The following is a 20,187-nucleotide window of genomic DNA, read 5'->3' as shown; positions in this document are numbered from 1 at the left end:
ACTGAGATTTTAAAAGTATTCTAAGAACCTTACTTTTTTGAGGATTACTTTTTAGGGTTCTAGTAATGATTGACTACAATTAAATCAATTTTCCAACATATATGATAAAAATAAAAATTGCGAGATTTTTAAATAATCTCGCAATTTTGTTTATTTTTGTTTTGAAAATAAGAAAAAATAGTATGATAGAAATGCCACCAGAATTTAAAAAAGAAGATGATGTAATTCCTTTAATGGTGAAATTACAAAATGAAGGCGTTATTAAAGATATTCAAGACAATTATTTATACTGGGACAAGATTAAGTATAAAGCTAAAAGTTGTTCTGCTGAGGAATTATGGAATGCTGTAAAGTTTTTTCGATATCTGAGAAGTAGTGGAATTAGTTTTGGTAAATATAGGTTTGGGTATGTAATCACTGATTATATGCAAAGAACATTGCACCAATTTGACTTAAATATTGGTGGGACTCTTGGGAGTAATGTAGGAATAGCTGAAACGGATAAAACTAAGTTCATGATAAGTTCGATTATGGAAGAGGCAATTTCAAGTAGTCAAATGGAAGGAGCGAGTACGACAAGAAAAAAGGCTAAGGAGATGATTCAACAAGAGAAAAAGCCAAAAAATAAGTCTGAACAAATGATAATGAATAACTACATTACAATGAAACATATCGTTCAGCATAAAGACGAAGAGATTAGTCCCGAAAAAATTCTATACTTGCATAAACTAATTACAAACGGAACGTTAGAAGATGTTGAAGATGAAGGAATGTTTAGAGATAATGATGAGGTTCATGTTGTTAACCATGTAAATAGTGAAGTTGTTCATACACCACCCCCACACGAAGAATTAGAAGGTTTAATAAAAGGTTTATGTGATTTTTTTAATAATGATAATCAAAATTTTATACATCCAATTATTAAAGGTAGTATTATACATTTTATGATTGGGTGGATTCATCCTTTTTCAGATGGAAATGGAAGAACTGCTAGAGCATTATTTTATTGGTATATGTTGAAAAGGGGATATTGGTTGACGGAATATTTATCAATATCAAGAATTATTAAAGATACAAAAGCTCAATACGAGAAGGCTTATTTATATACTGAAGCAGATGGTAATGATTTGAGCTATTTTATTACTTATCATATTAAGACAATGGAAAAGGCTTATGCCGCATTGAAGGAATATATAAGCAGAAAACAACGTGAAGTAGTTCAAGCTGCTAGATTTATGAGAATTTCTGGTGTTAATGAAAGAATGGCTCAAATTCTAAAAATTTTGAATGATGATTCTGATAGAGTTCTGAATATTAAAGAAATGGAAACTAGATTTAATGTTTCTAATTTTACAGCTAGAACAGATTTAAAAGCATTAGTAGATTTGGGATTTTTAGAAATTATTCATGTTAATAAAAAGAAACAGAACTTTATTAAATCTAATAATTTTGATAGAGTTCTTAAAAAATATATACAATAAATACAGAAAGCTCCCTAATTTGGGAGTTTTTTTATGTTCAATAGTTAGGAAAATAATAAGATTAATCTTATTTTCGTTATTTAGAAAATGAAGTTGAAACGTTCTTATTTGGTAAAAAGTTGAGGTGCTTTATGTGGTTTAGACAAATTTCACAAAGGCGTATAAGTATAAATACAACGGTAAAGAATACCAAGACGAGTTGGGGCTTAATATGTATGATTACGGAGCAAGGAATTATGACCCAGCACTTGGGCGTTGGATGAATTTTGACCCGAAAGCTGAACAAAGCAGAAGATGGTCTCCATATAATTACGCTTATAATAATCCTTTAGTATTTGTTGACCCTGATGGGATGCAAGCTGATGATTGGATTGGTGTAAAAGTTGCTAATAATACATATCGTCCAGAATGGAGAGACAATGTTACTGGAAAAGGAGATAAAGATATTGGAAAAGGTAATATTTATATAGGCAAATCAGGTCAAATTAATGCAACTGATGGTAAAACTTATGAATTAAATGCCAACGGTAAAGCCTACTTAGCTGAACCTACTGTTGCAAAAACAACTACAGAAGAAAAAAATGTAAAACTAGATAATGGTGTAAGTCCTGAAATTTCTGCAGCTACTGAAAATATTCCAGAGCAGAATTCTTCTAATTGTGAAATTGACACTGAAAAAATAAATCAAGTCTCTTCAGGATTAAGTTTGGCAAATGATGTAAAATCAACATTATTAACTGCTGCTGGAGTTGTTGATGATTTAGGAAAATATTCTACTGCATTAAAAGTAATTGGTGTTGGAACAGGTGCTCTCCAAGCAATTGATAGCGGAGTGAAAATGTATGATTCAATTTCTAATGGTGAACTTCCAAGTGTAAGAGATACTGTATCTTTTATTGGCGGTATGGTAAGTGTAGGTACTACATTTAGGAAGTTATCAAATCCTGTAGAGATATCTATAGGTGTTGCTCAAATTGCATGGGCTTTATATACATCAGCAACAGAACCAGAAAAAAAACAATAAAAATGATGAAATTATATTACAAGATATGGGTAAGTATGTATAATAATATATTAAAAGCTCAAAACAACAATGAAAATATTGCTCTATTATTTTCTTTATTAACAATTTCTTTTACTAATATCATTAACTATTTTTTTATATGTTTTGTTTTATTATTGTTTTTTAAAATTGAATTTCAATTCTTTAATTTTTTTAATATACAAAACAAATTTTTATCAATTATTATATTTGTTTGTGCGTTTTTATTACCAAATTATTTTATTCTAGTTTTTAATTCAAAACATCAAATTTTGTTGTCAAAATATAATAATTGTTCAAGTAAATGGGGAAGAAACTATTTTTTAATTAGTTGTTTATTAATTTTATTATTAATTCTAATTATTTATCTCTATCCATCTTATTTTAATCTTAAAACAAATAGTTAATTATTGATGAATTACATTTTACCTATGATACTAATAATAAAAACTTGTTGTTAAAAGTAGATGACCCTAGTCAAAGTCCACAAGGATTTAAAGATAATTACAATTCAAGTGGTGATGATTATAAGTATGATTTAAATGGGAATTTGAAAATAGATAACAATAAAGAAATTCATAATATCATATACAATCATTTAAATTTACCTACAGAAATAATATTTTCAGGAACTACAAACGGAACAATTTATTATCTTTACAATGCGGTTGGTCAAAAAATAAACAAATTAGTTGAAGATGAATTTCAAAATGAAACACTTACAGATTATTTAAGTGGTTTTCATTATGAAAATGGTGTTTTACAATTTTTCCCACATGCAGAAGGATATGTAAAAGTAACTGGAAATGTTGGTAGAAATGGGCAAATACAATTTTATTTCTTTAATTACGTGTTTAACTACACTGACCATTTAGGAAATATTAGATTAAGTTATGCTCAAGATCCAAGTAATATAAACGTTCTTAAAATATTAGAAGAAAACCACTATTACCCATTTGGTTTAAAACACACCAGCTACAACACCACAAAATATGAGTTTGTTGAAGTAGAAGATGGGGCTAATTATTTTATCAACATAGAACAATTACCTGATGGTTATAGTAGTGCTTACAAGTATAAATACAACGGTAAAGAATTGCAAGACGAGTTAGGGCTTAATATGTATGATTATGGAGCAAGGAATTACGACCCTGCTCTAGGTAGATGGATGAATATTGACCCGTTGGCGGAGCAATATCGTAGATGGTCTCCATATAATTACGTTATGAATAGCCCAATGAGATTTATAGATCCTGATGGGATGAGAATTATTAATGGCCATCAGCAATCTAGACAAGCTGCTTTGCGTAATTTTACAAGTGCAGAAGAAGCATTTAATAGTTCTTATTCAAATAGGAATCTTAAAGAAGAAGATTTTGGTAGTAATAAAAAAGATTGGAAAGAATATAAAGAGAGTAGGGATAATCTAGAAAAGCTAGAAGATATATTTAAAACAGAGGATAAAAAATATCAAGCAGTTGAAGCACATATTAATAATTTCATGAATATTGATCCTTGGGGTTATATAGAAGCTGAATTATTAAATTACACTGATGGTAATGGAGTTAAAAATGAAATAAAAATTATTATTTATTCAGGTAGGGTCGATAATGGAGTAGAAAAAGCACAAAATAAATTTTTTTTTAAAGATGGTATGTTAATAAATAATATAGTTAAAATTACTATTGAACCTTATGTAAGGCCTTCTGATGTATTAAGCCATGAGATCGGACACATATTTGGTTTAGCTTTATTTAAACAAAAATATGTTGATGCTTGTAAAGTTTTACATGATTGTCAAGAACCAGTTAATAGAAATCATACCCAATCAAAATCAGCAATGGATTGGCAAGAAGCTTACAACAATTTAAAAAAATATTACCCTATTCCTCAAACAAATTTTTATAATTATGGTAAATATTAAAACCTTATTTTTATTATTATCTTTTATTGCCTTTTCTCAAAATGAAAAAAATATTGATTATGAGCATATTTTTAAAAAATGGATATACATTGAAAAAACGTCGGAGTATATTCTTACAGAAGGAAGTATGAATACAGTTTCTATAAAAAATGATTCAGTTTTTAATTTATTTAAAGATAATATTAAATTAAAAATAACTGATTTAAGTAATAATTTGCCAAATAAATATATAGTTAAATGTTTGTTATTAAATAATGAAAATGTTATTAATACAAATCAAGATTTAACACCATATAATTTTGATGTAAATAGTTTTTTTTATAACAACCAATGCGATGGCAAATTAGTTTTAGTTTTTGATATTGAAAAAGGGACTTCATATAGAATAGCTGGTTTTAACGGAAATGATTTAATAAGTTTATTATTTAACATACAGGAATATTACTATAAAAATTATAAAAAAATAAGTTTCAAGTCTATTATAAAGAAACATCACATTAAAGATATTGACTTGTTATGCATGTATAAAGGTTTGAAATCTGAGAGATTAATAGATTATAAGGAATATCCATGTTTAAAATCTTGTTTTGATGAATTTATTGTCTTTTAATTAAGGTAATGTTTCCCCCCCCGATTACTATGATTATTCCAAATAAAAATTCATAATTTATTGGTAATGTATCAGATTTAGTGATGAGCACTTTTTTGATGTTTAACAAATTGATAATCAAACAAAATTAAAAATAATTGTAAAAAAGATGAGCTGTATAGTAGTGATGAATCAGATTAAGCATTAATACTATTATAAACCTAAATTAAAATAGGATTAGTTAACTAGTTCGCAAAAAAATAAACGGCATTGATGTATGATTCAGAAATGCCGTTTTTTTAATAGTAAAAACAAGAAATCCTAACCGTTAAAAGTTAGGATTCTTTTTTGTTTTAAAACTCTAAAAAGGGAGCAATTAAATTGCTAACTCTGTGAAGGATTAATTTTGTTATGCTAAATTGAGTTTCTTCGAGTCCCGTCCAGACCGCCAGTTTAGAGGAAGCCTTTCGTAATAAGAAAGGCTTTTTTGCCCTCTTACAATATTTAAAATAGTTGTGTTGTTTAGGTACGAAAGTACCAAAAGGTTTAGTAGTTAGACCAATGAAAAGCTTTGCATTTGATGCAGGGCTTTTTTGATTTTATGAGGCATCAAATTTTGTTTAGATTATGTTAATTGTATAGCAATTCTGTACAATTAAAAATACCTTTGTTAGTGTTTAAAGCAATCTAAAATGAAGAAGCATATTGTTATTATTGGAGGTGGTTTTGCTGGTATAAATTTGGCAAACTCATTGTCGAAAAATAAAAACTTCAAAATAACGTTAGTTGACAAAAACAACTATCATTTTTTCCCTCCTTTGATATATCAAGTTGCTACAGGTTTTCTAGAACCCTCCTCTATTAGTTATCCGTTTAGAAAATTATTAAAAGAAAATAAAAACATTCGTTTTTGGCTTGGAGAATTTGTAGAAGTCATTTCCTCAGAAAACAAACTGAAACTAAATAATGGCGAACTTAGTTATGACTACTTAGTTTTTGCAACTGGCACACAAAGCAATTTTTTTGGGATGGAAAATGTAAAAAAACACGCCATTCCCATGAAAACATTAGATGACGCACTTAACATGCGTAATATCTTATTACAACGTATCGAAAAAGCCACCATCACTAAAAATAAAGCGGAAAAAAAGCGATTACTTACAATGGTAGTTGTTGGTGGTGGTCCTACGGGAGTTGAAGTTTCTGGAATGTTTGCAGAAATGAGCAAAACCATCATCAGAAAAGAATATCCAGAATTGAATGACGTAAGAAAAACGCAGATTTACTTAATTGACGGAGGGAATAGTCTTCTTTCTCCAATGAGTGAAAAATCACAAAAATATACGTTAGAATCATTAAAAAAATTAGGTGTTCAAATTAAATTAAACACTCATGTAGTAGATTATGATGGTGAAGTTGTAACTTTTAAAGACGGAAGTTATATTAAAACTAAAAATTTAATTTGGGCAGCTGGAGTTTCTGCTATTACATTTGATGGTATTCCAGCAACATCTTACGGCAGAGCAAAAAGACTTATTGTAGATGAATTTAACAAAATTAAAGACACCGAAAATATCTATGCTATTGGAGATACCTGTATCATGGAAAATGTTGATGAAAAATTCATGCAAGGTCACCCACAGGTAGCACAGGTAGCAATTCAACAAGGAAAAAACTTAGCACAGAACTTTAAAAATATATCCTTAAATAAACCTTTACAATCTTTCAAATACAAAGATAAGGGCTCAATGGCAATTATCGGTAGAGCTAAAGCTGTTGCTGATATTCCAGGAAACACTCATTTTAACGGATTTTTTGCATGGATTATGTGGTTGTTTGTTCACATTATGTCGTTAGTTAATTACAGAAATCGTTTACAAACTTTATACAATTGGGCTATCGCCTATTTTACAAAAGATCAATCACTTCGTATCATTATTAGACCAAAAGAAAAAATATAAGAAAAAAATTCCTGAATTACTTCAGGAATTTTTATTTCAACCATATTGATTTATTCTGCCAAACAACAACTAAAAACAATCCTAAGAAAAGTAAACTCACTAGAAACTTTATAAACGTTCCCGCCAAGAAACCTAAGAACGAACCAGTAGCAGCTTTAAAAGCGCGTTTTCCTTCGTTTGAATTGTAAATGAGTTCGCCTATCAAAGCTCCTAAAAAAGGCCCAATCAAAAACCCAAAAGGAGGAAAAAACAAGCCGATTACTAAACCGATATTCGTTCCCCATATTCCGTATTTACTACCGCCAAAGTATTTCGTGCCTTGTGCTGGAATCACATAATCTAAAATCCCAATCACAATAGCAATTACTAAAGTAATTCCTAGTAACCAATAATTGGTTTCGATTCCTTGACAAAAATAAAGCAGTAAAACCCCAACCCAACTTATTGGCGGTCCTGGTAAAGCAGGTAGTAAACTTCCTAAAATGCCAATTATCATTAAAATGAAACCCAGAATCAATAAAAAGTATTCCATAAGATTTTAGTTATTGTCTAACAAATTTATAACTTTGTTTTCATACGATACATTAAAAATCAACTAATGAAATTATTTTCTGTTTTACTTCTTTTATTTTCAATGGTTTCTTGTCAGTACTTCGATAAACAAGTGCCTGATGAGAGAGAACTATTGGAACAAGAATTGAAAAAAATCAATTGGAGTGAAGTGGATGAATTTCCGTCGGTTTTGCAATGTGATACGATAAAAGATGCGGAAATAAAAAAACAATGTTTCTTCGATTATATAGCACAAACCATTCAAGAACGAATAGGAATTGATACGTTACGTGTTGAATATCCAGAAATCGACACTATCAACGTAAAAATTACTGTAAATCCCGATTCGAGTTTGCAATTTGAAACTCTATATCCCAACGACAGCATCGCCTTAGCAGATAAAACAAAAATCGATAGTATTTTAACCTCCAGATTATCCGATTTTCCAAAAGTAGAACCAGCCATTAAAAGAGGCGTGAAAGTAAAAACACAATTTGTGCTTCCCGTGATTATCAAAATGGAGAAGTAAGCAAGGGCAAAATCAATTTCAAGTTCAATTTCAAGTTAGGAACACAGATTTAAGAAATTTCAATAATTTTTAAAATCTTATCGGAACTTAATTTGAAAAAGCTGTCCACTTCAAAAGAATTACATGACTTATACGTTAAAACAATTAGTAACTATTGTACTATTTTGTCAAATCGAGCGAAGTCGAGATTTATTAATTTCTCCAATTTCATAAATCTGTGTTCCGAAAACTTTGCTTATTTTGTCTTTTCGAGCTAATTATTTCCTAAAGTTTCTTCCTTTCCAACTATAATTCCCAAACAAAGAATACACCGCCACTGAAACACTAAAAAACGGATACAGCAAACTACTCGCTAACACATATTGTAATTTCGATTCGAAGAAATTTGCGGTTTTGTAAATCAAGATAAAATCGATAAGAAATTTCAAAGCGACAAAAAGCATGAAAATGTTTTGGTCTAATACACTTGTCAACCAAAGCAAAAAACTCACTATCCAAGCCAGATTCCCGACAAAAACTACAAGCGCTAACAACTTACCGTAAACAGAAGAATATCCCGTACTTTTAGAAGCCCAGCGAACACGTTGTTGAAACAATTCAGTCCAAGTTTCTACTGGTTTTGTAGCTACGATACTTTCTTTGGCTAACAAGAATCCAACTTTCTTTGGAGCAGCTGAAACCGCTTTTTGAAGTAAAAAAACATCATCACCACTCGCTATAGTTTCATTACCTTGGAATCCATTTAATTCCTTGAAAAATGTTTTTGAGTACGCAAAATTGGCTCCATTACACATGAAAGGTTTTTCAATTCCAAAACTTCCAATGGTAGCGCCTTGTAAACTCAAGAAATCTAAATTCTGAAAAGCCGATAAAAAGCCATTTTTTGGAACATAACAAACGCCAGAAGCCACCATTTCCACTTCATTTTTTTGAATATATTGATCATAAATCGTCAACCAATCTTTCTGAACCAAACAATCGGCATCGGTAGTAATAATCCAATCGTTTTTGGTAACTTGAATCGCAGTTTCAATGGCATCTTTCTTTGGGGAATTTGACTTACGAATATTCTTTACTATTTGAATTCTAAATTCTGAATTCTGAATTCTAAATTCATCTTCAGAATCATCATCCACCAAAATAACTTCAACCAATTCTCTCGGATAATGCAATAAAGAAATCGAGTGCAATAAATTCGGAAGATTTTCTTTTTCATTTCGAAACGAAACTACAATTGAAAAGGTTGTTTTTAGAGTGAATTCTTTTTTAGAAAATCGTTTCATTTGAAGAAATCCATAAATCAATTGCCCAATAAACAAGATGTAAACAAAAAAAACAATTCCGAGAATTAATTCCAGCATAATGAATTTATTTTGAAGTATTCAACTTAAATCGCATTACGTAATAACTTCCAATCACTACAGGTAAAACTACGTTCAAAAACCACATTAACGTACTTATGAAAATTACAATCCATTCGTTAATCCCATATTTTCCAAAGAAAAACATCGCCACACTTCCTTTTACGGCGAAATCTAGAAATTGAAAACTCGGTAACGAAGAAGCTAAAAAATAAACTGCCGCAATCGAGCTAATCAATGTTAGATAAGGTAAATCGACATCAAAAACCAAAAACAAAACATAATATTGATGTGAGAAAACCAAGTAACGACAAACTCCTAATAAAATATTTTTTCGGTGAATCTTCTTCGGAATTTCGTTGATTTTATGAAGCAATTTCTGAATAGAATAACCTTTAATCGTAATGTTTTTCGAAAGAATTGAAGCAAAAAATAATACGATTGCAATTCCAATAATCGCTAAAGCCCATTTCCAATATCCAATTAAAATCAATCCAATAGTTCCGAAAATGATAGTCAAAATCATTTGAATTCCGTTGCAAATCAGGTTTAAAAACACCACTTTTTTAGTTTGTTCTTTTTTGAAAAACATGGCTTTTCCTGCGTACTCTCCTAAACCATTTGGGGTGAAAATCCCTGCAGTTAAAGCCCCTAAAACTTGTTTACTTGCTTCACCAACGGAAATTGGTTTGATAAAAGTGACTAAGTTTTGCCATTTTAAAATCTCGAAGTAACGATTCGCAACACTAAACAATAAAATAAAAATGATGGTTGTTATCGAAGTTTTTTCTAAAACTAAAGTCTGAAATTTACTCCATTCTAACTTTGAATTATTGGCAATTTGGTCGTAAATAAAATAAAACGCTCCAATTACAATCAAAAGTTTGATGGTAAAAACAAGGAATTGCTTAGCTTTGTGAGGAATTGTAATCATGTTGCAAAGAAACAAAACTTTCAACTTGAAACCTTAATCTTGAAACTAAATAATTGGCAAACGAACGCATCATATTAGGAATCGACCCAGGAACAACGATTATGGGTTTTGGATTAATCAAAGTAGTCAACAAGAAAATGGAATTTCTACAGTTGAACGAACTCATTTTGTCTAAATACGACAACCATTATCAGAAATTAAGAGTCATTTTTGAACGTACTATTGAACTAATCGACACACATAATCCTGATGAAATTGCGATTGAAGCGCCTTTCTTTGGAAAAAACGTACAATCGATGCTGAAATTAGGAAGAGCGCAAGGCGTTGCCATGGCAGCCGGACTTTCGAGAGATATTCCTATCACAGAATATGAACCTAAGAAAATCAAAATGGCAATTACTGGAAACGGAAACGCCAGCAAAGAACAAGTTGCCAAAATGCTCCAACAACTATTAGGTTTAAAAGAATTACCAAAAAACCTCGATTCAACCGATGGTTTGGCAGCAGCTGTTTGTCATTTTTTCAATTCGGGAAGAGTTGAAGTGGGGAAAAGTTATTCGGGTTGGGATGCTTTTGTAAAACAGAATGAATCGAGAATAAAAAAATAGTTTTCAGTCTCAGTTTTCAGTCTCAGTACTGTAAACTGAGACTGCGACTGAATACAAATAAAAAATGAGTGGCATCTACATCCATATCCCTTTTTGCAAACAAGCTTGTCACTATTGTGATTTTCATTTTTCTACTTCCATGAAGAAGAAAGAGGAAATGGTTTTGGCATTAGCTAAAGAAATTGAAATGCGAAAAAGTGAGTTTCAAGATGAGATTGTAGAAACGATTTACTTTGGTGGTGGAACGCCTTCGATATTGTCGATTGAAGATTTGAGATTTTTGATTGATGCAGTGTATCGAAATTATAAAGTAGTGGAAAATCCAGAAATTACGGTTGAGGCAAACCCTGATGATTTAAATAAGGAGACAATTCGTCAATTAGCCGATACGCCTGTAAACCGTTTATCAATCGGAATTCAATCATTTTTTGAAGATGATTTGAAGATGATGAATCGCGCACACAATGCTGAAGAAGCTAAAAAATGTTTGGAAACGGCAACACAATATTTTGATAATATTTCCATTGATTTGATTTACGGAATTCCAGAAATGAGTAACGAAAAATGGTTGCAAAACATCGAAACCGCTTTGTCTTTTGGTGTTCCGCATATTTCGAGTTATGCCTTGACGGTCGAACCTAAAACCGCTTTGCATTCGTTTATTCAAAAAGGAATTATTCCGCAACCTGATGATGAAGTGGCACAGGAACATTTTCATATTTTGGTGGATAAACTTTCGGAAAAGGGATTCATTCATTACGAATTATCGAATTTTGGAAAAGAAAACTATTTTTCCAAAAACAATTCGAGTTATTGGTTAGGTAAAAAATACATCGGAATTGGCCCGTCAGCACACAGTTATGATGGAAAAAATCGGGGTTGGAATATTTCTAATAATTCACTTTATATCAAATCGATTCAAGAAAATAAATTGCCAATTGAAATCGAAACTTTAACCAAAACCGACCGTTATAACGAATATATCATGACGGGTTTGCGAACGATTTGGGGTGTTTCTCTAGAAAAAGTCGAACAAGAATTTGGGAAAACCTATTTGGATTATTTATTGAATCAATCAAAAAAACACATAGAACAAGCATTATTAGAATTTGTCAAGTCGAGCGAAGTCGAGACTGTATTAAAAACCACAAAAAAAGGAAAGTTTTTGAGTGATGGTATTGCTAGTGATTTGTTTCTTTTGAATTTATAATTTTATTTTGATTGAAATAGGCCTTCTGCTAAATTTAAAATTCCAATGATTAGACTGGTTCCAAATTCAATTGTACCATTACCATTAGGATTAAAAGAATCTAGTTTTGAATTGAAAAACATATTTTCTGGAATTAAAATGGAGTTTTTATACTCAAATTTTCCATTATAAATGGAGTAATTATCATTCATCAATGTTGCTCTATTATAGATAGAAAAATCAGTTTTTGTATATAAATCCAATTGGTTGAAATTGAAAAAATCTGTTTTTTTATTCCAATTGAAATTGGGTTTAACAGGTTGAAGATAATATTGAATAGTATCTGTTTTTATCTGAGAAAACAAACAAAAGGAGGATAAAAGCGATAAAACAATCAAATATTTCTTCATTTTGTGTATCTTTAAAGTCTCAATATCAGTGTAAATTTAATTAAATATTGTTTTGAAAACAACAATTATTCATAATAATTCAACCTTCCAAATCGACTTGTCAAAACCAATTGATATTTCGATTCCACTAACAAATGATAATCAAAACCCGATTGCTTGGTATCAAAATGCGCCTGTAATCGAACCTGTAAAAATGGGCGATTGGATAGGGAAAGTTTCGGAAGGGAAATCGTCAACGAACTTTAATAATATTTTCTTCAATCCGCACGCGCATGGCACGCATACGGAATGTTTGGGGCATATTACCCTCGATTTTTATTCAATAAATCAATGTTTAAAGCAGTTTTTCTTTACTGCGGAATTGATTTCGGTGGAGCCAAAAAAGGTTGGGGAAGATTTAGTTATTACAAAAGAGCAAATTGAATCAGCATTGGGAGGAAATTCGCCAGAAGCAATCATCATCAGAACATTGCCAAATTCAGAAAGCAAAAAGCATCTGAATTATTCCAATACAAATCCTCCTTATTTGGAAGAAGCTGCTGCGATTTTTATTAAAGAAAAAGGAATTCAACATTTGCTTGTCGATTTGCCAAGTGTCGACAAAGAACACGACGAAGGAAAATTATTAGCACATAAAGCGTTTTGGAATGTAAAAGATGTGAATCAAGTTAATGAAGATGCTCGTTTTAATTGTACAATTACCGAAATGATTTACGTTAATGAAGAAATTCAAGACGGAAGCTATATCTTGAATTTACAATTTGCGTCGTTTGAAAATGATGCTTCACCATCAAAACCTGTTTTGTATAAAATTGAAAAGTAATTACGAAAATGGACATCCAGCAACTATACGAATTCTGTCAATCTAAAAAAGGCGTTACCGAACATTTTCCTTTTGATGAAGATACGTTGGTGTTTAAAGTAGGTGGAAAAATGTTTTGCCTAACCTCATTATCCGAATGGGAAAAAGGAACGCCTTCGTTAAATTTAAAATGCAATCCGGAACGTGCTTTGGAACTTCGAGCGGAATATGAAGCGATAGAACCTGGTTATCATATGAGTAAAGTACATTGGAATACGGTTCGATTTCACGGTGATGTTTCCGATAAAATGATGTGTGAATTGATTAATCATTCCTATGAACTTGTTTTCAAAAGTTTAACGAAAAAACTGCAACAAGAAATTCAAGAATAGAAAATTAGGCATTACTTTTGTGCTAGTAAATAAGAAAATTCAAAGTAACTATCATGATAGACAACTTAAAAAAAATATTAAACGAAGATCAAGATCCAAAAGCTATTGAGAAAATCACGGCTAAATTGGAGAATCTTTTAATGTCGAATGAAGAAGTAGGATATATTGCCGTTCAGAAAAAACCTGCTGTAACTATTTTTCCAGATAGCATTGTGGTGACCAATAAACGTATTATTTTGTGTAAGCCTAAAAACTTAGGATTATCAATGGAATTCATTGATTACGATTGGGATGATATCGCAGGTTCATTTGTAAAAGAAGGCATTTTAGGTGCTGATTTCACTTTTACAACTAATTCTGATTTAACACACACGGTTGATTATTTGCCAAAAAATCAAGCGCGAAAATTATATACTTACGCTAAAGAGCAATTGGATTTGTTGAAAAATCCAAAAGTAGCAACTTCAATTGTAGAAGAAGTTAAAGCAGAAGCTCCAATTGAATCACCAGTTCAAGAAGAAGTTGTTGAGGAAATTCAAACGGAAGAAGTAACGCATTTTGCTGAAATCATGCCAACTCCAAACGATGTTATTCGTGATACAGAAGTAGAAGCGCCTATTTCAGAAGAAAAAGGATTGTCACATTTATCACAAGACGAATTGTTTGCGAAACTTCAGAACTATAAAAAATTATTAGATAATGGATTAATCCTTCAAGGAGAATATGATAGATTGAAAGGTGAAATTTTGAAATATTTGTAAGAAAAATTAAAAACCCAACATTTGAAATGTTGGGTTTCTTTTTTTTAGAAAACTATACAAAAAACCCTCACATTGCTGCAAGGGTTTGAAATATTTTGAGATGCTGAAACGAGTTCAGTATAACAATTAGTATCTGTAATATTCAGGTTTGAATGGACCTTGAACTTCAACTCCAATGTAAGCAGCTTGCTCTGGGTTTAAAGTTTCTAATTCAACACCTAATTTAGCTAAGTGAAGGGCTGCTACTTTTTCATCTAAATGTTTTGGTAACATATATACTTCATTTTTGTAAGCGGCACTATTGGTCCATAATTCGATTTGAGCTAACGTTTGGTTAGTAAATGAATTACTCATCACAAAACTTGGGTGTCCAGTAGCACAACCTAAGTTTACTAAACGTCCTTCAGCTAAAATAATAACTTCTTTACCGTTTACGTTGTAAATATCAACTTGAGGTTTAACTTCTTGTTTAGTATTGCCATAGTTTTTGTTTAACCAAGCCATATCGATTTCGTTATCAAAGTGCCCAATATTACAAACAATCGTTTTATCTTTCATAGCTTCGAAATGACGACCTACTACGATGTCTTTGTTTCCTGTTGTAGTAATTACAATATCGGCATTAGCAATAACAGTATCTAATTTTTTTACTTCAAAACCGTCCATAGCGGCTTGTAAAGCACAAATTGGATCAATTTCAGTAACCGTTACAATAGAACCAGCACCACGGAAAGAAGCTGCTGTTCCTTTTCCTACGTCTCCGTATCCACAAACCACTACTCTTTTTCCTGCTAACATTACGTCAGTAGCTCTTCGAACTGCATCTACAGCAGATTCTTTACATCCGTATTTGTTGTCAAATTTAGATTTAGTAACAGAGTCGTTAACGTTGATAGCTGGCATATATAAAGTACCTGCTTTCATTCTTTCGTATAAACGGTGAACTCCAGTTGTAGTTTCTTCTGACAAACCTTTAATTCCTTCAACTAATTCAGTATATCTATCAAAAACCATGTTAGTTAAATCACCACCATCATCTAAAATCATGTTTAATGGTTGGCGCTCTTCTCCGAAGAATAAAGTTTGCTCAATACACCAATCAAATTCTTCTTCATTCATTCCTTTCCAAGCATATACTGGAATTCCAGCAGCAGCAATAGCAGCAGCAGCATGATCTTGTGTAGAGAAAATGTTACATGAAGACCAAGTAACATCAGCACCTAAAGCAACTAATGTTTCAATTAACACTGCTGTTTGAATGGTCATGTGTAAACATCCAGCAATACGAGCTCCTTTTAAGGGTTGGCTTGCACCATATTCTGCTCTTAAAGCCATTAAACCTGGCATTTCAGCTTCTGCTAATTGAATTTCTTTTCTTCCCCATGCTGCTAAAGAAATATCTTTAACTTTGTATGGTACATATGGAATTGTTTTTGTACTCATTATTTTTATCAATTTATTTTTTAAATTTGAGGGTGCAAAGTTACAACATAAGTTTCTATTTTCTAAATAATGTTTAAAATTTTGTGAATTGTTTATTTTGCTAATCATTTGAATCACAATTAAATATCAATGCCATTTTTTAAATCAATCGCAATCAACGATACTACAACTGCTTATTTTTGGCATATTACCGAAGATGTAACCTCTTTATTTAGAACAGTTTCACTCAAAGACACTTCCTTATTTCGCCTAGAAGGAATGAAGTCGGAGGAACATCAAAAAGGGTTTTTAGCGGTTCGAATGTTGTTACAACATTTAGGTTACACCGATTATGATTTAACATATGACGAAGCCGGAAAACCTCATTTAGAATACAAAAGGAAAAAGGACAAAGGTAAAAGCGAACCCAACATCCATTACCTAACACCTATCACCCAACACATCTCCATTTCGCATTCGCATGAGTTCTCTTGTATTTGTATAAGTGACGAACCGATGGGAATCGATTTGGAAAAAATTAAAGAAAAAACGTTAAAAATTTCACCTAGATTCATGGAAGTGAAGCATTTGGAAAATCTTTCTGTTCTGGAACAAATGGAGAAGGCAACGGTGGTTTGGGGCATAAAAGAGTCGATTTTCAAAATAAAGAACGAAAAAGGAATCAGTTTTCCAAAGCATATTTTTGAAAACGAATTTGATTTACGTGATGGAACATGTTCGGCTGAATTGCATTTTAATAACACAATAGAAAAGTTTCAAATCCACTTTTATCAAATAGAAGATTATATCTTTGTTTGCGCTTTCCCAAACAATTAAAATGCAAAATCTCTTTCAGCACATACTTCAAGCTAAAAACGATAATCGAAAATTATTGGCTGTTTTAATCGATCCAGAAAAAGTTTCGATAGAAAAAGTTTCGATTTTGTCAGATAAAATTAAGGCTTCGCCGGCAACTCATATTTTTGTAGGCGGAAGCACTTTTAGCGGAACGCATTTAGATGATTTGATTGCATTATTAAAAAATGAAATACAATTACCTATTTTAATTTTTCCAGGTCATCCATCCCAAATTTCTAATGAAGCCGATGGTATTTTATTCTTAAGTTTACTTTCAGGAAGAAATCCAGAATATTTAATTGAACATCATATTAATTCGGTTGAAGCATTAGAAAAATCAAATTTAGAAATCATCCCAACAGGTTATTTACTTATCGATGGAGGAAAAGAAACTGCGGTTCAACGTGTAAGTCAAACCCAACCAATTGAACAAGACAATATCGAATTGGCCTATAAAACAGCAAAAGCAGGAGAGTTCCTAGGCAAAAAACTGATTTATTTGGAAGCAGGAAGTGGAGCAAACCAACACGTTCCGTTAGAAATGATTCACTATGTATCTCAAAATATTCGAATTCCTTTGATTGTTGGAGGCGGTATACGTTCTATAAAAACCATAAGAGAACTATATGATGCGGGTGCTGATTTGGTTGTGATTGGAACCGCTTTTGAAAATGATCCAAACTTTTTTGGCATATGATAGCGTTTTTATTCGATCAATACAAAGACTATCCTGCTTACTTAATAGCATTAGAATTCATTGCTGTCGTTTTTGGAGTGATTAGTGTTTTGTTTGCCAAGAAAAATAATATTTTAGTTTATCCAACAGGCCTAGTAAGCACGATTCTTTTCGTTTATATTTTGTATAAATTTCAATTGTATGGTGATTTAATTATCAATATTTACTATTCGATTATGAGTTTTCTAGGATGGTATTTATGGTCTAAAACAAAAGGTGGACATGAAGAATTTCCTATTTCAACGATTAGTAGAAAAGAATTTGTGATTTCATCACTTATTTTTTTAATTACCTTAACGTTTGTTGCTTTAATTTACTATTTTTTTGATAAATTTACTCATTGGACGGCTTATGTAGATGCACTCACTACGGGATTGTTTTTCGTAGGAATGTGGCTCATGGCCAAAAGAAAAATCGAAAACTGGATTTTTTGGATTATAGCGGATATCATTTCGATTCCATTGTATTTTTATAAGGGCTTAACCTTTTCGAGTTTTCAATTTATACTATTTACGTTTATTGCTATTTTGGGCTATAGAGAATGGAAAAAATATTTACAGAAGACGATTTAATTTACATACAAAATAGAGGAAATTCAATCCATAAAATTCAACAACAGTTGGATTTTTTTATCCAAGGAATTCCCAAAATTAACCTAGTTCGATCTGCAAAAGTTGGAGATGGAATTTGGAAGTTTTCTGAACAAGAAATAAACGATTTTGTTTCTTATTTTGATAAACACAAATCGAATTATTCCATCGAAAAGTTTGTACCTGCCTCAGGTGCTGCTACTCGTATGTTCAAATTTTTGAATGAGTTTTTGAACGATTTTGATCCAAAAAATGATACCATAAATAGTTATATCAACAAGCAAAATGCTAAAGATGTATCGATTTTTATTTTTGGATTGAAAAATTTCCCTTTTTACAAAGAATTGAAGGAAAAAACTATTCAATTGCATCCTAATTATTACTCTTTGTCAAGCGACGCAAAATATTATGCCTTAATAAAAACTTTGTTAAGTAAGGAAGGATTAGATTTTGCTAGTAAACCAAAAGGTATTTTGCCTTTTCATCAGAGAGATGAGAAAATCATAACTCCAATTGAAGAAAATATTTTTGAAGCCGATTTTTTCAAAAAAGAAAATCAAAAGACAAAAATTCATTTCACGATTAATAAAGAATTTCAATCCGACTTTGAAAAGTTTACCAATTTATTTCCAGATTTTGATATTACCTTTTCCTATCAAGACCAATCAACAGATACTCTGGCGGTTAACGAAAATAATATTCCGTTTAGAACAGAAGACAACAAATTGTTTTTTAGACCTGGCGGACATGGTGCTTTAATCGAAAACTTAAACGCATTACAATCGGATATTGTTTTTATAAAAAATATTGATAACGTTTCCCAAAATCACAAAAAAGTTATTGAAACCAATAAGAAGCTGCTAGGAGGTGTTTTACTTTGGATGCAATTCAAAATTTTCGAATACCTTAATTTGCTTTCTAGTGGCGATGTTACCGAGACTCAAATTACGGAAATAAAAGATTTTGCAGAAAGTAAAATGGCTTTTCCGTTGCCAGAAGAATTCAATTTTTTTCAAACCAAATTCAAAATTGAATATTTAATCAAAGTTTTTAATCGACCTATTCGTGTTTGTGGAATGGTTAAAAATGAAGGCGAACCTGGCGGAGGGCCATTTTGGGTTCAAGATGAAAAAGGACGTCAAACGTTACAAATTGTAGAATCTTCTCAAATAGATTTGAATAATAAATCGCAAAAAAATATAGCAAAAGAAGCTACACATTTTAATCCTGTTGATATCGTTTGTGGAGTCAAAAACTTCAAAGGAGAAAAGTTTGATTTAACCCAATTTATTGATCCAAAAACGGCTTTTATTACAGAAAAAACAAAAAACGGCAAACCAATTAAAGCTTTTGAACTTCCTGGATTATGGAATGGTGCTATGGCAAAATGGACTACTATTTTTGTTGAGGTTCCGTTAGAAACATTCAATCCAGTGAAAACTGTAAATGATTTATTAAAATCGTCACACCAACCAGATAATGGATAAATCAATTATTTCGTCGGAATTTTCATTTAAAGCGGTTCGAAGCAGTGGAGCAGGAGGACAAAATGTAAACAAAGTGTCTTCTAAAGTAGTATTGACTTTCGATTTGATAAATTCAAAAGGAGTAACAGAAGAGGAAAAAACATTGTTGCAAACTAAAATTGCAACTAAACTTACGCAACAAGGAATCCTAATTTTAACAAGTGAAGAAGACAGAAGTCAACTAAAAAACAAAGAAAAAGTCATTAAGAAATGTTTTAAGTTGCTAGAAAACGCTTTGGTGGTTCCTAAAGAGCGAAAAGAAACAAAAATTCCAAGAGCTGTAAAAGAAAAACGCCTGAATGCAAAAAAAGTAATGAGTGTTTTGAAACAAAATAGGAAAAAACCAAACTTTTAAATTTCAATGGCAAGTTCAAAATTCAAGTTCAATAAAAATGTGCTAAATTAAAATTGTTCTTGTAATTGTCATTGATATTGCTTTATCTTTGCACTGTCTCAAAGGGGTGCTCAAAATAACGAGCTGAGATCATACCCATAGAACCTAGAACAGGTAATGCTGTTT

The 20,187-nt window shown here is 31.2% G+C and carries 20 protein-coding genes and 1 pseudogene; 16 read left to right on the top strand and 5 right to left on the bottom strand.

Going from position 1 to position 20,187, the window contains the following annotated elements:
- The first annotated feature begins 101 nt into the window (after positions 1–101).
- The 5 genes and pseudogenes from NAT47_RS00335 to NAT47_RS00315 all read left to right on the top strand — a co-directional run bounded on the left by NAT47_RS00335 (position 102) and on the right by NAT47_RS00315 (position 6,997).
- A complete protein-coding gene (locus NAT47_RS00335; protein ID WP_250579361.1) occupies positions 102–1,481 on the top strand; it encodes a Fic family protein in 1,380 nt (459 codons plus the stop codon).
- Between the two features lie 172 nt (positions 1,482–1,653).
- A pseudogene (locus tag NAT47_RS00330) lies at positions 1,654–2,505 on the top strand (RHS repeat-associated core domain-containing protein); the annotation flags it as partial.
- A gap of 472 nt (positions 2,506–2,977) precedes the next feature.
- Entirely contained in the window at positions 2,978–4,447 is a 1,470-nt protein-coding gene (locus NAT47_RS00325) for an RHS repeat domain-containing protein (RefSeq protein WP_250579359.1), read from the top strand.
- Complete coding sequence (locus NAT47_RS00320) at positions 4,434–5,057, top strand: hypothetical protein (RefSeq protein ID WP_250579358.1); 624 nt, start codon at positions 4,434–4,436, stop codon at positions 5,055–5,057. The genes NAT47_RS00325 and NAT47_RS00320 overlap by 14 nt, the downstream gene beginning before the upstream one ends.
- A gap of 671 nt (positions 5,058–5,728) precedes the next feature.
- A complete protein-coding gene (locus NAT47_RS00315) occupies positions 5,729–6,997 on the top strand; it encodes an NAD(P)/FAD-dependent oxidoreductase (protein ID WP_250579357.1) in 1,269 nt (422 codons plus the stop codon).
- A gap of 31 nt (positions 6,998–7,028) precedes the next feature.
- On the opposite strand, the gene NAT47_RS00310 is transcribed toward NAT47_RS00315, so the two are convergent.
- Positions 7,029–7,529: a DUF456 domain-containing protein gene (locus tag NAT47_RS00310; RefSeq protein ID WP_250579356.1), complete on the bottom strand. Its 501-nt coding sequence runs from the start codon at positions 7,527–7,529 to the stop codon at positions 7,029–7,031.
- A 66-nt stretch (positions 7,530–7,595) separates the two neighbouring features.
- Between NAT47_RS00310 and NAT47_RS00305 the strand changes: the two genes are divergently transcribed.
- The gene (locus tag NAT47_RS00305) at positions 7,596–8,078 is read left to right on the top strand and encodes a hypothetical protein (RefSeq protein WP_250579355.1); all 483 of its coding nucleotides are present in this window, start codon (positions 7,596–7,598) and stop codon (positions 8,076–8,078) included.
- 257 nt (positions 8,079–8,335) lie between these two features.
- Here NAT47_RS00305 and NAT47_RS00300 read toward each other — a convergent pair whose 3' ends face one another.
- Both NAT47_RS00300 and NAT47_RS00295 read right to left on the bottom strand, forming a co-directional pair.
- Complete coding sequence (locus NAT47_RS00300) at positions 8,336–9,439, bottom strand: glycosyltransferase family 2 protein (RefSeq protein ID WP_250579354.1); 1,104 nt, start codon at positions 9,437–9,439, stop codon at positions 8,336–8,338.
- 7 nt (positions 9,440–9,446) lie between these two features.
- On the bottom strand, positions 9,447–10,373 hold the full coding sequence (locus NAT47_RS00295) for a hypothetical protein (protein WP_250579353.1): 927 nt from the start codon (positions 10,371–10,373) through the stop codon (positions 9,447–9,449).
- Positions 10,374–10,426: 53 nt separating this feature from the next.
- Here NAT47_RS00295 and ruvC point away from each other — a divergent pair, with 53 nt between their 5' ends.
- Together ruvC and hemW are read left to right on the top strand one after the other, a co-directional pair.
- Positions 10,427–10,981 carry a crossover junction endodeoxyribonuclease RuvC gene (gene ruvC / locus NAT47_RS00290; protein WP_250579352.1) on the top strand — a complete coding sequence of 185 codons (555 nt, stop codon included), beginning with the start codon at positions 10,427–10,429 and terminating at the stop codon, positions 10,979–10,981.
- Positions 10,982–11,045: 64 nt separating this feature from the next.
- Positions 11,046–12,191, top strand: coding sequence for a radical SAM family heme chaperone HemW (gene hemW / locus NAT47_RS00285; protein ID WP_250579351.1), 1,146 nt, complete (start codon positions 11,046–11,048; stop codon positions 12,189–12,191).
- Between the two features lie 2 nt (positions 12,192–12,193).
- Here hemW and NAT47_RS00280 read toward each other — a convergent pair whose 3' ends face one another.
- Complete coding sequence (locus NAT47_RS00280) at positions 12,194–12,580, bottom strand: hypothetical protein (protein ID WP_250579350.1); 387 nt, start codon at positions 12,578–12,580, stop codon at positions 12,194–12,196.
- A gap of 52 nt (positions 12,581–12,632) precedes the next feature.
- On the opposite strand from NAT47_RS00280, the gene NAT47_RS00275 reads away from it, so the two are divergent.
- Genes NAT47_RS00275 through NAT47_RS00265 form a run of 3 tightly spaced genes read left to right on the top strand, consistent with a single transcriptional unit; the run spans position 12,633 to position 14,535 of the window.
- Entirely contained in the window at positions 12,633–13,403 is a 771-nt protein-coding gene (locus NAT47_RS00275; protein WP_250579349.1) for a cyclase family protein, read from the top strand.
- A gap of 8 nt (positions 13,404–13,411) precedes the next feature.
- A complete protein-coding gene (locus NAT47_RS00270; RefSeq protein ID WP_250579348.1) occupies positions 13,412–13,774 on the top strand; it encodes an MmcQ/YjbR family DNA-binding protein in 363 nt (120 codons plus the stop codon).
- Between the two features lie 53 nt (positions 13,775–13,827).
- A complete protein-coding gene (locus tag NAT47_RS00265) occupies positions 13,828–14,535 on the top strand; it encodes a PH domain-containing protein (RefSeq protein ID WP_250579347.1) in 708 nt (235 codons plus the stop codon).
- A 126-nt stretch (positions 14,536–14,661) separates the two neighbouring features.
- Here the strand turns inward: NAT47_RS00265 and ahcY are convergent, their stop codons facing one another.
- Positions 14,662–15,978: an adenosylhomocysteinase gene (gene ahcY / locus NAT47_RS00260; RefSeq protein ID WP_250579346.1), complete on the bottom strand. Its 1,317-nt coding sequence runs from the start codon at positions 15,976–15,978 to the stop codon at positions 14,662–14,664.
- 129 nt (positions 15,979–16,107) lie between these two features.
- Here ahcY and NAT47_RS00255 point away from each other — a divergent pair, with 129 nt between their 5' ends.
- Genes NAT47_RS00255 through arfB form a run of 5 tightly spaced genes read left to right on the top strand, consistent with a single transcriptional unit; the run spans position 16,108 to position 20,022 of the window.
- Complete coding sequence (locus tag NAT47_RS00255) at positions 16,108–16,794, top strand: 4'-phosphopantetheinyl transferase family protein (RefSeq protein WP_250579345.1); 687 nt, start codon at positions 16,108–16,110, stop codon at positions 16,792–16,794.
- Position 16,795: 1 nt separating this feature from the next.
- The gene (locus NAT47_RS00250; RefSeq protein WP_250579343.1) at positions 16,796–17,512 is read left to right on the top strand and encodes a phosphoglycerol geranylgeranyltransferase; all 717 of its coding nucleotides are present in this window, start codon (positions 16,796–16,798) and stop codon (positions 17,510–17,512) included.
- Positions 17,509–18,123: a nicotinamide riboside transporter PnuC gene (pnuC, locus tag NAT47_RS00245; protein ID WP_250579341.1), complete on the top strand. Its 615-nt coding sequence runs from the start codon at positions 17,509–17,511 to the stop codon at positions 18,121–18,123. Before NAT47_RS00250 ends, pnuC begins: the two co-directional genes overlap by 4 nt.
- On the top strand, positions 18,093–19,628 hold the full coding sequence (locus tag NAT47_RS00240; RefSeq protein ID WP_250579339.1) for a DUF4301 family protein: 1,536 nt from the start codon (positions 18,093–18,095) through the stop codon (positions 19,626–19,628). Before pnuC ends, NAT47_RS00240 begins: the two co-directional genes overlap by 31 nt.
- Positions 19,621–20,022, top strand: coding sequence for an alternative ribosome rescue aminoacyl-tRNA hydrolase ArfB (arfB, locus tag NAT47_RS00235; protein WP_250579337.1), 402 nt, complete (start codon positions 19,621–19,623; stop codon positions 20,020–20,022). Before NAT47_RS00240 ends, arfB begins: the two co-directional genes overlap by 8 nt.
- The last annotated feature ends 165 nt before the right edge of the window (positions 20,023–20,187 follow it).

Source organism: Flavobacterium fragile (assembly GCF_023634865.1).
Classification (GTDB): Bacteria; Bacteroidota; Bacteroidia; order Flavobacteriales; family Flavobacteriaceae; genus Flavobacterium; species Flavobacterium fragile.
The sequence above is the reverse complement of the archived record's forward strand: the minus strand, read 5'-3'. Positions and strand labels throughout refer to the sequence as shown.